This window comes from Arcicella aquatica (assembly GCF_034928825.1).
Classification (GTDB): Bacteria; Bacteroidota; Bacteroidia; order Cytophagales; family Spirosomataceae; genus Arcicella; species Arcicella aquatica.
Window position 1 is genome coordinate 23,192 of sequence record NZ_JAYFUL010000012.1, and the last position, 16,607, is coordinate 39,798.

The following is a 16,607-nucleotide window of genomic DNA, read 5'->3' on the forward strand; positions in this document are numbered from 1 at the left end:
AATAATCTCTTATAGTTAAATAATTTAAAGGTTAAAAATTAGTTTACTTTCCAAGTTGGAACTTTTGCTTTTTTTGCAATTCTGTATGAATATCCTAGGCTGATTGAGTAGTCTGCAAAGGCTGCATCTCCTTGTACATGAACATATTTTGTAGGATCAGTGATTTTAGAGTTTTGTAAATTCTGATCAGCAATATCCGCGGCACTTTGAATACGGTTTTTGATAAAGTTGTAAGGAACAAACAAACTAAAAGTATGCTGACCTTTACGGTAAGTAACACCTGGCTCTATTGCCACTACATACCCCGGACGACGGTACGCTACTTGTCCTCCAAAAGCATCATAAGCAGGAATACCTTCAAATCTACCAGCTAAAGAAAAGGCAAAGTTTTGGTGTTTACCAACTGCGGACATAAATCCAGCACGAGCAAAATATTGGTCTGGCGAAGCATAAACATTGTAGCCTTCTAAACCAGCTTTTGGTGCAGATTTGAAAGAACCGTTAGATTCTTGTGGACTGAATAAGTAATAAGCATTTGCAAAACCATAGATATTTCTGTGAATTTGTCTGAATCCTTGGAATTCAAGAGAAAAACCTACTCCTCCATCACCAGGTTGGATTGCTTGGTCCATTACTGCACTCTTTTTGGTGCCATCAGTTTGCAAAGCGTCATCAGTGGCAGTATAACTTCCTGTAGCTAGTTTAATACCTGCACCAATCATGATATTTCCTTTATGAGCATTTTCTGGTTTGATTAACCAATAATTTGCACCGAAACGGATGTCAGCCAAACCACCAGCACTTACGCTGTAGCGAGTCAACTTTTTACTTGCCGCATCAGCAGTCAATGTTAAAGTCTGTGAACGTTCAGAGTTTACAAAAGGAAGAGTAGCGTTTAACTGTAATCTGCTAGAAAGTCCATAAGAAACATTGAAGTCAACAGCATGTTGATAAATATTAACTGCGTTACCTAGTGTTTCACGTTGAGGTTGTTCTTCCGTGCCAACAAAGTGGCGCCAAGAGTGGAAATAACGATAATTTGCCCCAACTTGAAACTCTCCTTTTGCAAGGTTGTACGAAGAAGAAGCAGACATAGCATTGATACCGCCCATCTGACGTACAGCTACACAACCTTGTGCATTAGCTTGTTCGTGAATGAACAAAGCAGAACTAGCAATCGCTAGAGAAAGTAAAGTTTTTTTCATAATGTTTGTTTTTTGGATAAAATAGAAGAATGTTATTATTCAGTTGTGAATTGTGAGTTAGTGAATTGTCTGTTTCAAAAGAATCAATACGCTGAATAAGCGTATATTGTATAAGTTATTCATCCACAATTCACTAACTCACAACTCATCATTAATTTCCGCCGTCTGTTTTTCCACGGGCTACAGCATAGTCACCAATTTTCTTTCCGCAAGCCAAGCCTACCTCGCTATCGAAACGATAGTGAATAGCACCATAAATTCTTGATTCTGATGCTTCTTTTGCCATTGCCTCTAAACTGCTTTGTTGATTAGGGAATATATAAGAAAGCACCGTAACTGCTGCTGCCGAGAAGGTGGCATGACCTGAAGTAAAACTAGGGAAGTTGGGTGTTCCTGTCGCTGTTTTTATACTTGGGTCAACTTGGTTTGGTCTTGGATAGAAATAATAATATTTAGTATCCCAGCAACAAACACCTGCATCGTGGATAGCAGTATTCATTAAAGCCAATGTTCTTGCCATTCTGATTTCGGAAAAACTAGCATCTCTCAATAAATCTAATGCTATCTGATTCCAGTGTCCTGGAGGTGTAGATGTTCCTAGTCCATCAGCCCAGAACTGTACAATTGACCATTGTTTACGGGTAATGTTTTCTGAGTAATGTTTTACTTCTGCTAAATCTTTCTTGAAAGCATCAGAATCTAATGCTGGAGGAGCGGCAGGACGAATAGCATCACGCGTAGCTTTATCAAAATTCCAAGTTTTTACTTCTCCAAATTTCATTAACATACCCGGACGAGCAGGAATATCTAAACTTTTCCAAGCTGTTTTAAGCCCTCTTGCTACCGCTGCATCAGCTAACTGTGCTTGAATGGTTAAATTTCCACCAGCTGTTCCTGTGCCGTCTGCTTTGGCATAAGCAATAATTTTATCAGCCACAGCCTTACCTAAAATATCAGCGGCATCAATATCACTTTTTACATTTTTACCTGCCCAAATACCTACTTGACGGCCTTCTTCGTATTTATTGTCAATTAACTGTGTTGGATAACTACCTGGGAATAAAAATTTTAACACTCTGCTTGAAGCTGCTGCAATAACTGCTTCTTCAGAAGGGTAATCAGGCAAATTATCAGCATCATTTTTTCTGTTATACTTAAACTTATAAGCCCAAGTTGCCACAAGAGCATCGTATTGAGCAACACTAATTAAAGCGTAAGCCCTAGATGCATAAGGAGGATTGGCAAAAGGGAAATAAGGCAACGTATCTGGCTTAGCAGAATTGGGTGCTGAATAAGTACCGTTGTCGTTTGGTTCTGGTGCTAAATTGTATCGAGCGATAAGTTCACGAGCGATTTCGTTCCAACGGCCTACTGAACCTACTTGCCAATAGGTTAAAGCACTTTTTTGGGCAGCCGTAAGATTAGCTGATATTTTTTGTGTTTCAGCTAATTCTGCCTTGTACTCAGCTGAACTGGTTTCTTGTGGAACTGGAATGGTGTAATCTGTTGGCTGACCAATATACATTTTCCAATTGCCAGCATTAGGCTCATTACTGGTTGGCACTAATGGTTTTAAGGAAGCTCGTTCAACTTCTTTTGAGCATGACAAAACAATAAAGCTTATAAAAAATATGGATAAAATTCTTAATTTCATGATTTTAGGAGATAATTATCAAATCGTAATGATTAAAAATGAGCCTCTATTTAACTACTAGATAGACTATTTCTTTTTCTTGAAGTCTACAATATATTGTAGCTGTGCACCATACGAAGCTTCTACTTTTCCTACATTTCGTCCTGCGACAACATGTGAGAAATGACCATTTACTGAAAAGTGTTTGATTGGCGTATGCCAAGTAACAAAAAGACCAACACGTGTCCAGTCCATTTTATTGGCTGGTAAAGGCATGTCATAACGACGAATGTCTGTTCCCGTCGTTGCCCGAATGTTGTCTATAAAAGCTTCTGCTAATACAGCCTTTTTGTTGATACCGACTCTTAGTGAAGTACTTACTTGGTCTGGTACAGCCATTTCGTGGCTATATTCAATCTCATTACCAGTATAATAATTAGTTCTATCAACATTGGTTTTACTTCTAGCAATGTACCCTCCTTGAGCCGTTATATGAAAGCCATGAGGTAATAATTGATGAATGATAAGACGAGCAGAAGCTGTTTTTGAATGAAGCCCAATAGAGAATGGTAAAAAATCTGGGACATAGTCAGTAACAGGTACAGAAGCACCGATTACGCCATAAAAACGTAGTTTTTTATAAGTATAAAATTTATATTTTGCTGCAATGCTTAAATCTTGTACTCCTTTCAAGCCCGTCATTGTACCTGCTGAAGCTTCGTTTTCGATATAAGGCAATACGGCAAACACGTTTATCTTTTCATTAATCCCATAGGCTGCCATGAAAGATGCAGAACGGCTAGTGAAGGTACCAATATTTGGGTTATCGCGCAGTCTGTCGCCTTCCCAGTATTTATTCCAGGATTCTTTGTCGTAATTAAGCACCAAGCATAGCTCTTTTTTAGCCATCATTAGGCCGTCCTGAGTAGTTTGTGAGAAACTGATTTTAGGAGAAAAAAGCAAGTAACAAAGACAAGTAAGCGTTAGTAAATGTTTCTTCATTTGTAATGATTAGATTCTTTAAAATTGGAAGTCATTCCAAAATTATGGAATAGTAAAGTCAATTCCAAGTAAATAGAAAAATATTGATTCTTTATAGAAAATAAATATTTTTATCAAAAAAGTATAAATAAAAATAAGCTTATTGCTAGTATTGTATAGTACAGTTCATTTTTAATGGTAATTGTTAGAGCGAAAAAGGTTTTTAACAAAAATTGAAGGGATGGTAAATCTCATTTTTCCATAATTATGGAAAAATGAGATACTAAGAGGTAAGATGGTTATGTTAGAGGATATTCAATTGAAGTTTTTTAAAGAAGGGTAGAACTATTTTCCACATGTAATAAAGTTTGTAAGATAAAGCATCCTAATATTGTTGCGTATTAGGATGGAATGTCTTCCAACTATGCCAAAACTCCTGATAAGCATTAACTTTAGTAAGCGGACTTCCTTGTCCTTTATCTAAATATTCTCCTTTTAAATTAAAATGTGCTTTGTCAAGTATCAATGTGTCGTCCTTTACGGTGAATTTTGGACTATTTGCTGGTGCCTTAAATGCAAAGAAGCTCTTGTCGTCTTTAGCTAACACCAATACGATAGGTTGTTGTGCGATAGTAGTTTGGATAATCCGTTCCTTCTTTAAACGATTCCAATCAAAAGCTTTACTTTCATTGGCTACTTGAATGCCCACTACCCATGATTTGTTTTTCCATGATAATGAATCAGTACCAGTAAGTTTTTTCCTTGATTTCCCAGATTCATATTTGGCTGTACTATCATACTCTTCTTTATAGCGCAAATCGGGTTGCATGATTTTGCTATTTGGATACATTTTTAGCCAAGTATCTAATGACACTTGTTGAGCTGCTAGTTCGGGTAACATTGTGCCTTTTAGAGGGCCAGTAATGGCTTCACCATTGGCTTGACGCCACCAACTTTTGGTCGTTTTATCTTCAAACATGGCGTTGAAATGATCCATACCTACTAATCTGAAAGTTTCTGGTTTTCCATTAACGGTAGGCTCAAAAACTCGTCCAGTTCTACAAACAGAGCAATAAGTAACCATGATAGGTTTGCCTCCAAGCGTATCTCGCACTTGATGATGGTATATAATCAATGAGATAGGATAAGCTTTGGCCTCGCCATTCAATGCTACACCGATAATTACTCTATCTGTTTTAATGTTATTTTCATTGGCAGATTTCATGCTCAGGTGCTCAGTCTGTGCAAACATCGCATCGGCAGCCATTTTGAAATTAAAGGCATAGCAAACTCCAGAGGCTATTAAAATACTGACGATAGGCAACCATTTTGAAGATTTAAATGCTGATGCAATACCAATACTTATCATTAGTCCAAAGCATATTCTGAATATCCATCGCCATGAATATAAAAAATAAGCGATATCGATGCTTCGCATTTGCTGACTACCTGGCATTGGCATAATGAAATAGACATTCAATATTTCAAAAATAATAAGACCTAAAATGCCTAAATAGAAGAGCTTTTTCATTACAATTTGTGTCTGTGAGGGTTTGTGTTTTATCTTGAATTTGTTTGATAAGCCATTTAAGTAAAAACTCTACGTATCAAGTTGATATGTAGAGTTTGAAATATTAACCATTTATAAATACTTAGTATCTTGAATTAGATTGAGTTTTGTAAAACTTTACACGTCAAAAAACGTGTAAAGTTTGTAATATGCCCAATTCTAATATGTGAATGTCTTTAGTTTAGAGAAAAACAAAAAAGTAAATTATTTTATAATTATTTTAACTTTATTGATACGACAAATATAAGGAGTATTTTTAATAAATTCCAAATAAGTGGAAAAAATTTCCACTCAATTAAATATTTTTTAATATTTATGTCTGTTATTAGGCTTTTTGAGCTTTTTTAAAGCTTTATAGCGTAGTAAAATGTTTAAATTCAATCATTTGATAGCGTTGCATCGATTATGTTTTTGAAAGTCACTAAAAAATCAAAGCCCTTTAATTTCCATTAAAATGGAAATTAAAGGGCTTTGATAATAATTGAGTACTTCTAGCTAGGAGAAGAATTGGCATACCCAGTTTCCTCAGCTATTTTTTTAGCCCTTGCCTGATACATCTCTGGAGCATTTGGTGCAAAAGTACCTAAGCCATCCACATAACGATTAAACATGCAAAAAGCCGCACTTATTAAAACAGTATCATGAATCTCAATATCCGTAGCACCCAACTCACGAGCTGTTTCAACTTGGGTGAGGCTCACATGCTTACCACCTTGCTGAACACTTTTAGCAATACTTAGTAATGCCTTTAATTTATCCGAGATAGGAGCAGTAAGATAATCAGCCTTTACTTTGTCAACCAATGTATTATCAGTGGCGTAATACTGGGCTACTGCTCCATGAATATTCTGACAGAAAAAGCAATCGTTTAATGATGATACAAAAGTGGCAATTAGTTCTCGTTCTCCTTTGGTCAATCCTTCATCTGTTCTGAGTAAGGTTTCTGCCAAGGCATTTAGGGGACTAGCAGTGAAGGGTCTGAAAGCCATTAAACCACGTATTCCCGGTAATTCTTCGGTTAAGGTAATATGTGCCATATGTTAAGATTTTGTAGGTAAAACATATCCTAAAGTTCCCATGCGCTCGCCCATTTGTGCATAAACTGTTGAATCAGTAGGGGTAAGCGTAGCTAGTCCATCTACATAGCGATTAAACATACAAAAAGTGGCTGCGATTAAAACTGTATCATGAATGTCTCGGTCATTTGCTCCCGCAGAACGTGCCAACTGTATATCTTCTTCACTGACGGTTCTAGCATCAGCTTGTACTTTTCCTGCTATTGTTAACAATGCTTTTATTTTATCCGAAATTGGTGCATTTTGATAGTCTTCCAGTACCAAATCGACCGTATTTGCTTCGTCTTGATATAAATATCTTGCTGCTGCGGCATGACTACATGAACAAAAAGTACAGGTATTTTTATTAGAAACATACGTAGCAATCAATTCTCTTTCTGCTGGGCTTAATGGAGAGTCTTCTCGCAATAAGATTTGTGCTAATTGATAGAGGGGTTTCCCTGTATCGGGACGATACATTACTAGACTTCTAATACCCGGAACATTTTCTGGAAGCTGAATATGTGGCATAACGTGATTAATAATTGGATAAATTATGAGTTAGATTTTACAATAGTTAATGATGCTCCATCACAAAAGATTTATACTTTATTCTCTTTACTAAAATATACTACTGTTAAAGCAATGAGGAAAGTAATCGAAAAAGCGAGGAGTGCATTTCCAATACCACCAAAGGCTGTTACTAAACTTCCTACAAAAAATACGGCTGTAGCTGTGAAAAACCTGCCAATATTAAAACAGAAACCTGTAGCGGTGGCACGAATTGTTGTTGAAAAAAGAGCAGGAATATAACTTGATAATGAGCCTTGGCTTATCCCAAAGAATAAAGAAAGCAAAGCCGTTTCAAGATAAATAATGGGAGAAAAGTGGGCATTTGTTGTAAACAACAGTAAGCAAGCCAAAAAACACCCCGAGAAAGTAAGTATCAGGGTATTGCTAGAGCCCAATTTTTTGATTAACAATCCAGAAATCATCCCGCCGACAATACCACCAATGCCCAAAAGCATCATGATGAGACCACGTTCCTTTTGCCCGTCTGAAGAAGTGCTGATTAATAAACTTTGAACCCATGTAGGCAACCAAGAGAAAATAGCCCATAGCCCAATTAAGACCGCGCCAAAAATCAATGAGCCAATGAGTAACTTAGGACCATTGGTTTCAGAGAAAATACTTTCTTTATGTTGGTTTTTGTTGCCATCTTCTGATTGCCAAGAGGAGGATTCAGGTAAGAAAGATAAAATGATAAAAGACAATAAAATAGGAATAATACCTAACCAAAAGGATTGACGCCAACTGTTAAAAATTACATTCAATCCTCCTGTAAGTACGATACCAATGGGAAAAGAGACCGCTAAAATCCCTAATGCTACTGGACGAGTATCAGTATCCCAAATTTCTGAAATATAGACAGTAGTAAGCAACAACACACCGCCTACTCCTAAGCCTGTAAAGAAACGATATACCAAAAGGCTTTCCCAATTGCCTACAAAAACAGTCATTAAAGTAAACAATCCATAAATGCCTGCTGAAAAAGCTAAGGTTTTGATTCGACCTACTTTATCACTAACAACGCCTAATGTTAAGCCTCCGAACATCCAGCCAAATATAAACGAGGCATTTAAATAAGCGCCTATTTTCCCTAATTCATCTGCCGTAGGGGTTTTACCTAATAATTCTGGAATGGCAACAGGTAAATTAACAGATATTAATGTTGCTACTGTGCCACCCAAGAGGTAACAAAGCATGCAAAGCCCAAAGGCTAAAGTGTTACGTGACTGTGTTTTAGGGTTAGTTATTGCAATTGCCATCTGAATAGTTAAAAGGGTTTTGTTAATACTACCGTTAAAGGTTCATTGTTTTTGAATCACAAATAGGAATGGTATTATACTGATTTGAGAAAGGCGTTTTCTTAAGATTAATTTTCGTAATAACATTACTGCCTTCTTTTATCTTAATAAACTGGTTGGGTTTAATATTTTTAAAAACCTGTTTCTTGCCAGTACTAGCCCAAGTGATTTCTACTTCGTCTATTAAATCACTTTGTCCAATACCAATATCTCTTCTTAGGGGTGATGCACCAAAACTTCCGCCCGAATTGACATCTCTGTGAATGACTCTTTTTACGCCTTTTTCTCTAAAGCTAATTTTTAGGCGTGTTCCTATTGCTGAACGATTGGTTTCATCTCCTTCTAATCGAATATTAATCCAACGGTTATTATTTTGACCTGGATTGAGATAAAGGGAATTATTATAAGAATCGCCGACATAAGCACCCCCTACTTCAATAAAAATATCACTGTCGCCATCATTGTCAAAGTCTGTAAAAGCTACTCCGTGTCCTTTTTGAAGATTGCCCACTCTGCCACTTACAGTTACATCTGCAAATGTGCCATCGCCCATATTTCTAAAAAGACGATTAGGAACAAGCGATTTATAGTCAGGATTTCCCGTTCCTAAATACATATCTAGGTAGCCGTCATTATCAATGTCTCCGAAGTTTGCGCCCATTGCGAAAACAGATTTATTTAAACCTGCTTGCTTAAACACATTAGTAAATGTGCCATCATGATTGTTATGGTATAGATACATTTTACTGGCTTTGTTCGGCATCCCCAAGGCTTCTGTTGCCGCTGAATAGGCAAGAGATTTATCAAATTGATAGCCACAAACAAAGATGTCTTGCCAACCATCATTGTCATAATCCCAAAACCACGTCGGGAAGGTACTTACATGTACATCTGCTAATCCTGCTTTTTCAGTGACATTTTCAAACTGAGGAATATTATTGTTTATTCCTTTGTTTCTGAGCAATGTTCTTTTTCCTTGAATGCCAGAAAGAACAATATCTTGTAAACCATCATTGTCATAGTCGGCAGCACTAACGCCTTTTATAAAATCAGTAATCAGACAATTTGCCTGAGAAGCGACTTCTGTAAAAGTGCCATTTTTATTACTGATAAATAATTCACAAGGATTGTATTCATCAAGTCCGCCGTGTTCATTACCAATGAATAAATCTAACCAACCATCATTATTGAAATCTCTCCATACGCCTGTCTGTGTAGGGTGTTCTGAAAAAAGCCCACTTTGAACTGTAACATCCGTAAAAGTATTATCGCCATTGTTTCTGAGTAATGAGTTAGCTTGTTTACCAAATTTTCCCATCCAAGCACCTCTCAGTACGAAAATATCAACAAAACCATCGTTGTTGTAGTCGGCCTGAATCATATTCAAACCACCTTTAAAACGCCCTAAATCAGAGATAACCGAACAGTCAGTAAAACTACCTTTAGTATCATTTCTAAAGTAGTGCATCGCACCTGTTAGTCCCCAGTCAGATGTAATAATATCTAAGTATCCATCATTATTAAAGTCATCCACTATCACCCCTCCCGCCATATTTCGCTTATTAAGGCCTATATTAGGTGCAACATCTGTGAATGGTTTAATCTCATAGCACGAATTGTCTTTATCAAGATTTGGAATAAGCCATTGACTAGGAACCTGCGCAGGATATTCGCCAAGGGTCATATAAGCAATATTTAATAACCATCTCGATTCATAATCTTCTGGATTTTGTTGAAGTAGTTTTTCATATATTTCAATGGCTTTTTGTGAACCTGTTTTGTTCTGATGTACTCCGTTGTCCTTAATAGGCATAATACAAGACTCTGCTGAATGATTGGTAATACAGTTTTGGCGTTCGCCCATTCTTAAATATGAAATAGCATAGCTTTTCATCACATCAGCGAAATGTCTGTGTTCAGCGTCTGTTTTTTCCAATATTTGTTCAAAAGCTTTTATGGCTTCTTCCTCCTTTCCAAGTTTTAGAAAACCATTTGCTCTAAAAAAATTTGCACGCATTCTCATACCTATATCAGTACTTTTTCTTGAGACAGAATCAAAAAAGGCAAATTCAGCCTCAGGGCAAAATGAGTTTTCACCTACATAAAATTTATCATAGGTAGCCGCTAAATGTTTTACCATTTGGTCATTTGAGTTTGAAACCAACCCACATGATTGTCCAATGAATAAAACCAGACATAGACAAGAGTACTTTAAATGTTTAGAGCTCATAATTTTAACTAGGTTTTTGATGTTTATAATTGTAATAGGATTTAGAGGAAGAGAGAATCTGTAAGCTATCTAAATAGTTCATCAAATGTCAGTGAAACATAGTATAAACCACCTACTGCGGGCGAGCCGTAAGCTTGTACGATATAGTTATTCGTCAAATTGTTTGCTCCTAATTTTACGGTAGTTTTTAAGGCAGGTACACGATAATTCACTTGTGCGTCTATCAAGCTATAAGCAGGAACATTACCAGGACGGTTTTCATTAAATGTGCCGTACCAATCAAATGATTCTTGCCAGTGCCATGCTACACTGAACCCTAGGCGGTCAGTAATTTTTGAATTGCTAAGGGTTAAGTTAGTCTTCCAACGAGGCGTATTGAAGGCTGGAATATTATTAGGGTTGGCATCCATAATGTTGAAGTCAGACCATGTAGTGTTGAAACCAACACGATAGTTATCAGGTAAAAAGTAAGTTAATCCCAAAGAAACTCCTTGTGAACTTACTTTGTCAGCGGCATTGGTATAAAGTTGGAAAGCCTGAGTTTTTCCTCCTAAAATATCTTGTGCCGCTGCTGAATTAATCGTTCCGTCTGAATTTAAAACATTACTACTTGGGCGAATAACTACTTGGTTAATCAAGAAATCAGTAAACGTACTTCTGTAATAGTTTACATCAATTAAGAATTTCTGAGCCAATAATCCTTTGTAACCTATTTCAAAACTCTGTGTTTGTTCAGGTTTGATATATGGTACATTTGATTTTACAAGTTTGCTTTTATTGTTTTCAACGGCCGTAGGGAAAGCAACGCCTTTCTGTAAATCGCTAGAGAAGCCACTCGTAAAAGCCCCTACTGAAGCGGCCGTGAATGAATTTTCATAAGCGTTTAAGCCCGCACTGTTAGCTGGCGCACCTCCTAAGATAATGATTGGGCCAACGTTTAGTTTAATAAATTGGTCTGGTACAGTTGGGTTTCTAAAACCTGTTTGATACGATGCTCTAAAATTATGATTTGTTGATGGAGAAAACACCGCAGAAGCACGTGGCGTAAAACTGCCATTAAAGTTTTCGTTTTTATCATAACGACCCGATAATGTTAGTTTCAATTGGTCTTCTAAAATAGCTTTAGAAGCCTGTGCAAAAACGCCATATTCTTTTACACTCACTTTATTGATTTTATCATCAAATAAAGTGCCGTTGGTTTCCATATCATATACTCTGTAACTTCCGCCCACTAATAAGTTAACAACTTTCAAAGTTTGGCTTAAATCATATTGAGCATCTATGTGATAGAGTTTACTATTGCTTAATACACCCGCACCGCCTAAGCCAGCAGTAGCGATGTATTTACTTTTTTGTTGTTCAAAGTCGCTAGAACCTGGTATAAAACGTCCTTGGTCGGCAAAAGCTCTGGCAGCACTGTGGTCTTGAGCACCCACACTCGTTACTTTTCCTGTATAGGCAGCAGTATAGCGTTCAAACCAAGTAGCATCAGCTTTATCAGGCGTTACTACATTTCCATTTAAGTCTCTCACCCAAGTACGGTTAATAAGCTGACCTAACGAACGAGTATTATAAGAGTTGTTAGATTGTTCGGCGGTAGAATAGCCTCTGATAAAAAAGTTAGTTCCTCTTAGCTCTACTCTATTTTGAATTAACTTAAAATCGTTTAAAGCAAAACGGCTACTACCTGTATAATTGGCAGTTCCTTGGCTATAATTTACTTGATAGATGGCTTCTAAACTTTCAGAGATTTTATAGTGCAAAGCCGCATTCAGTTTAGTAGAATATACGCCATAATTGGCTAAGTCTTTTTCTTCGTAACCAGTACGAGAAACACGTCCGATTCCTGTAATGGTTTGAGCTACTTCGTCTCCATAAATATTCAAGGCATTTCTTCCTGGGTTACTATCACCACGTTGAGTAGCAGGTGTATTAGGGTCGATGTCAGTATAATTGTTAGCATACCAATCCGTTCCTTTCAAGTAAGAAGCATTTAATTTAAATGCAAAACGATTGTTGAAGGCTTTGGCATAACGAAGAGCAAAATCAGTAAATGGTTTTGCACCAGAAGCATTGTCAGAAACATGATTAATACCCACTTTTGTTTGAACAGATAGTCCTTCGTAGGTAAAAGGATTTTTAGAAGTAGTCATTAATAAACCATTGAAAGCCACTGGACCATACAAAGCAGAGGCTGCACCCGGTATTAATTCTACACCTTCGATGTCTAAATCAGAAGAACCAAAAAGGTTACCCACGGCAAAGCCTAAGCCTGGCGACTGATTATCCACGCCATCAATCAATTGTAAGAAACGACTATTACCTGTTGAGTTGAAGCCACGTGTATTTATTTGTTTGTAAGTAAGTCCACTCGTAACCATATCCAATGATTTTACATTGACCAAAGCATCATAAAAACTTACTGATGGACTTTGTTGAATAGCCTTTGAATCTATCTTTTCAATACTAATCGGTGATTTTAGGATATTTTCTTCTATTCTCGAGGCAGAAATAACTACTTGTTGCAAAAGCTCATCGCCAGCTTTAAGAGAAACAATAATAGGATTATTATCTATTACATCAATCGTTTGGCGTTCAAAGCCAATCATGGTAAATACAAGCGTAAATGGAGGTTTTGTGGAGGTTTTTAAGCTAAAAAAACCTTGGGTATTACTAATAGTACCAGTGTTTTTGCCTTTGATGGTAACACTTGCCCCAGCCAAAGGCTTTTTAGTTTCAGCATCTGTGATAGTACCAGTAAAATTTTGTGCAATTACAGCGATTGAATTAAGTAATATAATAGTCAGCGTAAAGATTTTTTTCATGGATAATAAGTTTTAGTATGAGATAATTAGTGGGTATTCATTAGAAAATTCGAAGAAGTCCATACTATGAATGTGCCTCTTTTTTCAATTGTTCATAGATGGCAGGTACTCTGTTATAGCCGTTGGTAGTAATACGTTGCCCTAATCTTTCATAAAAAGCGGGTTCTGCGGGTGTTACACTTGCCAAACCATCCACATATTTGTTATAAAGGCAAAATAAGGCGGCAATCAACACGGTATCATGAATTTCACGATCAGTAGCTCCTACATTTTTAGCACGCATGATGCTCTCAGCATTAACATTTTTCCCATTTTGCTGAACCAAGGCGGCTATTGCTAATAAAGCCTTCATTTTCCCAGAAACTGGAGCAGATTCAAAATCTTGTTTCACCATTTCACAAGTTTCAGATTCTCCTAAAAGTATATTGGCTGCCGAGGTATGTGCACTTGTACAAAACTTACATTGATTTTTGAAAGACACTAGTGTCGCAATTAATTCACGCTCTCCTTCGGTAAGCGTCGATTCTCCACGCAATAAAATTTGTGTAAGCTCACGAATTGGCTGAGCAGTATCTTGACGATATTCTAACAGACCAGTAATGCCTGGCAAGTGGCTTTCTAAAGGGATATAAGGCATGATAATTAGGAATTTATTTTCTTTTCGTTAAAGTATTTGTGAGCGTATACGATGTGATATGAAATTGCATATATCACAGAAATATTTGAATAAATTTATTATTCCAAATTTATGGAATAATAACAAATAAATCCAAATATTTGGAATAATAAATTTTATATATGAGAAGATTGTGGAGAAGTAAGAGAAGAATAAGACATTTTATTGAATAATGATAGAATTTGTGCATAAAAAACTAGGCATTATGGTCAAAAATGACGATTTTTGATTTTCCATAAAAAGGGAAAATTATGGAAATAAAAGAGGTGCTTTATTAATTGGGTCGGCTAATAAACCGATAGCGAGGGATAATAAAGAAGGATAGTGAAGACTAAAAAAAGCCAGAAAACAATTGATTTTCTGGCAGGGTATAAAAGCATTATATGATATTTGCAGACTAATTAAATAGTTTGCGGGTCATTCAAAGAAGGACTATTTAAGTGTTCTATAACTTGATTTTTTAGTTGTTGAACAAACTTGCCAGTATCTTCTAAAGATTCTTCCTGACCTGATAGTTTCTTGACTAAATTCAGTAAATGCGTTTGAGTTTGTAACATCACAGAAAGGGTAATCTGATTATCAGCAATTTGTTTTTGATTACGAATAATGCTTACTTGATTGTTAACGATAATTTCTTGGTTTTTGATAATCGTAGATTGATTTTGAATCACCAAATCGTGATTATCCGCATTACGCTTTTGATTCTCAATCATAATATCATGATTCCCAACGATGCGTTCTTGCATATCTTTTAAGAAATTATGCTCGGCTATTAATTTTTGAAGTATTTCCTCTATATTTTGCATAATGATACTCTTGAATGAGAATTTTTATGATTGAAAAATGCGTTTACCTTTGTTTCCCGTAAAATTAAAGATTTTTATTGATGCAAACCGACAAACTGAAAAAAATCAAATTGCCTTGGCTTTACTTATCATTCTTGATAGTGGTATTGAGTGTTTGGACGTATTACATGGTAACTACCAACAGCTTTTATATTTATTTAAAACATGGATACGCAGTACTCACAATGATTTTTGGTTCATTCATTGCAGGGTCTAGTCCCGAAGGCAGTGCTGCCATTGCCTATCCAGTCTTTACATTATTGCTTAAAATTCCCCCAGCCATTGCCAGAAATTTTGCTTTCGCTATTCAAAGCATAGGAATGACTTCGGCAAGTTTACTGATTTTAAATTTAAAAATAAAAGTTGAGTGGAATTATATTAAATATGTAACCTTCGGAGGGGTTTTCGGATTGATTTTCGGTACTTATTATATCGTTCCGCTTATTTCGCCACCTTTGGCAAAACTATTTTTTGTATCCTTATGGCTTAGTTTTGGCTTGGTTTTATGGCATGAAAACACCAAACCTAAGCGTGAAGTATTTGATAAAATTCAATCCTTCCAACGTTCAGATATGGCGAGATTGCTATTTTTTGGATTAGTAGGAGGTATGATTTCATCAATTTTTGGTACAGGAATCAATATCTTCTCTTTCTGCTTGATGACAATTTATTATCGGATTGACGAGAAAGTAGCCGTGCCGTCGTCTGTTATTATCATGACACTGGAAACATTACTAGGCTTTTTCTTACACGCAGGCGTCATTAAAGATTTTCAGCCAGAGGCTTTTGAAATGTGGCTAGCGTGTATTCCTTTTGTCGCTTTTTTTGCTCCGCTAGGGGCATTTGTTATCAGCAAAGTACCTCGAAAAGCCGTAGCGACTTTCTTGTATATCATCCTGATTGTTCAATTTGTTGGGGCTATGTGGGTAATTAAACCAAGTGTTTTACAGTTGATTATGTGTCTGATTACACTAGTAGCAGGGTTAAGTACTTTTGTGTATTTGGCTAGAATGAAGAATAATAGGATGTTGGAGGAGTAGTTTCCCAAACTATTTCTACTAAGTCAGCATAATTTCTAAATTTTTCATCAGCAGAAATAATGTTGAGATTGTCTGAGATAGCGATAGATATAAGAAGCCTATCGAAGGGGTCTTTATGATTTTCAACCTGCTTTAAAAATACATAGCTTTCTAAGTGTTTAGGAGTTAAAGGAAGTAAAGATAACCCAACTCGTTCTATTTCGTTAGTTAAAGTAGTGATAGAATTTCGAGTATTCAGTTTGCCAATATTTTTTTTGATAGCAACTTCATAAAGAGATATTATACTAACAAAACATTGATTCTCAATATCTTCAATGATTTCGTAAATATTTTGAGGTATATTTTCAACTTCATCAAACATCCACAATAAAATATGGGTATCTAATAAATATTTTTTCATTACATGTATTCTTTAAAGTCATCTAAAGGCTCATTAAAATCTGCGGGAACATTAATTGTTCCTTTTAATGTACCAAACAATCGTTTTTTTGCTTTTGTAGGGATTTGAATTTCTTCTACAAAAGTGATTAAAACTTTAGATTTATTCACAGCAGGTGGAATTTCATTAAAAACTACCTGTCCATTTTCGTAAGTTCCTTCTATTGTTGTTAACATTTTATAAAAGTTTTATTTCAAATATACAAAATCTTATACGAAAAGAGTCGCTGTTATAAAGAAT

14 protein-coding genes are annotated in these 16,607 nt (G+C 36.1%); 1 reads left to right on the plus strand and 13 read right to left on the minus strand.

The features are described from left to right. Positions 1-38: 38 nt before the first annotated feature. The 11 genes from VB264_RS09530 to VB264_RS09580 form a co-directional block, all read right to left on the minus strand. Positions 39-1,205, minus strand: coding sequence for a hypothetical protein (locus VB264_RS09530; protein WP_323248818.1), 1,167 nt, complete (start codon positions 1,203-1,205; stop codon positions 39-41). 151 nt (positions 1,206-1,356) lie between these two features. Beyond that, complete coding sequence (locus tag VB264_RS09535; RefSeq protein ID WP_323248820.1) at positions 1,357-2,859, minus strand: phosphatase PAP2 family protein; 1,503 nt, start codon at positions 2,857-2,859, stop codon at positions 1,357-1,359. Between the two features lie 66 nt (positions 2,860-2,925). Further along, complete coding sequence (locus tag VB264_RS09540; RefSeq protein ID WP_323248822.1) at positions 2,926-3,840, minus strand: transporter; 915 nt, start codon at positions 3,838-3,840, stop codon at positions 2,926-2,928. Positions 3,841-4,204: 364 nt separating this feature from the next. Beyond that, complete coding sequence (locus VB264_RS09545; protein ID WP_323248824.1) at positions 4,205-5,350, minus strand: DUF3179 domain-containing (seleno)protein; 1,146 nt, start codon at positions 5,348-5,350, stop codon at positions 4,205-4,207. Between the two features lie 530 nt (positions 5,351-5,880). Beyond that, entirely contained in the window at positions 5,881-6,426 is a 546-nt protein-coding gene (locus VB264_RS09550; RefSeq protein WP_323248826.1) for a carboxymuconolactone decarboxylase family protein, read from the minus strand. A 3-nt stretch (positions 6,427-6,429) separates the two neighbouring features. Continuing rightward, positions 6,430-6,975, minus strand: coding sequence for a carboxymuconolactone decarboxylase family protein (locus VB264_RS09555; protein WP_309914798.1), 546 nt, complete (start codon positions 6,973-6,975; stop codon positions 6,430-6,432). A gap of 71 nt (positions 6,976-7,046) precedes the next feature. Then, positions 7,047-8,273, minus strand: coding sequence for an MFS transporter (locus VB264_RS09560; protein ID WP_323248828.1), 1,227 nt, complete (start codon positions 8,271-8,273; stop codon positions 7,047-7,049). 34 nt (positions 8,274-8,307) lie between these two features. Continuing rightward, positions 8,308-10,452 (minus strand): FG-GAP-like repeat-containing protein, encoded by a 2,145-nt coding sequence (locus tag VB264_RS09565; protein WP_323248830.1) that lies wholly within the window; start codon positions 10,450-10,452, stop codon positions 8,308-8,310. 155 nt (positions 10,453-10,607) lie between these two features. Further along, positions 10,608-13,367, minus strand: coding sequence for a TonB-dependent receptor (locus VB264_RS09570; protein ID WP_323248832.1), 2,760 nt, complete (start codon positions 13,365-13,367; stop codon positions 10,608-10,610). A gap of 64 nt (positions 13,368-13,431) precedes the next feature. Further along, entirely contained in the window at positions 13,432-14,004 is a 573-nt protein-coding gene (locus VB264_RS09575; protein ID WP_323248834.1) for a carboxymuconolactone decarboxylase family protein, read from the minus strand. 440 nt (positions 14,005-14,444) lie between these two features. Continuing rightward, positions 14,445-14,849, minus strand: coding sequence for a hypothetical protein (locus tag VB264_RS09580; protein WP_309914814.1), 405 nt, complete (start codon positions 14,847-14,849; stop codon positions 14,445-14,447). Between the two features lie 80 nt (positions 14,850-14,929). On the opposite strand from VB264_RS09580, the gene VB264_RS09585 reads away from it, so the two are divergent. Next, positions 14,930-15,928, plus strand: coding sequence for a sulfite exporter TauE/SafE family protein (locus VB264_RS09585; protein WP_323248837.1), 999 nt, complete (start codon positions 14,930-14,932; stop codon positions 15,926-15,928). Here the strand turns inward: VB264_RS09585 and VB264_RS09590 are convergent. Together VB264_RS09590 and VB264_RS09595 are read right to left on the minus strand one after the other, a co-directional pair. Further along, on the minus strand, positions 15,894-16,328 hold the full coding sequence (locus tag VB264_RS09590) for a type II toxin-antitoxin system VapC family toxin (protein WP_323248839.1): 435 nt from the start codon (positions 16,326-16,328) through the stop codon (positions 15,894-15,896). The two genes, VB264_RS09585 and VB264_RS09590, sit on opposite strands and share 35 nt — an antisense overlap. Then, positions 16,328-16,543, minus strand: a complete 216-nt coding sequence (locus VB264_RS09595; RefSeq protein ID WP_323248841.1) for a DUF2281 domain-containing protein — start codon at positions 16,541-16,543, stop codon at positions 16,328-16,330. Before VB264_RS09595 ends, VB264_RS09590 begins: the two co-directional genes overlap by 1 nt. Positions 16,544-16,607 lie beyond the last annotated feature (64 nt).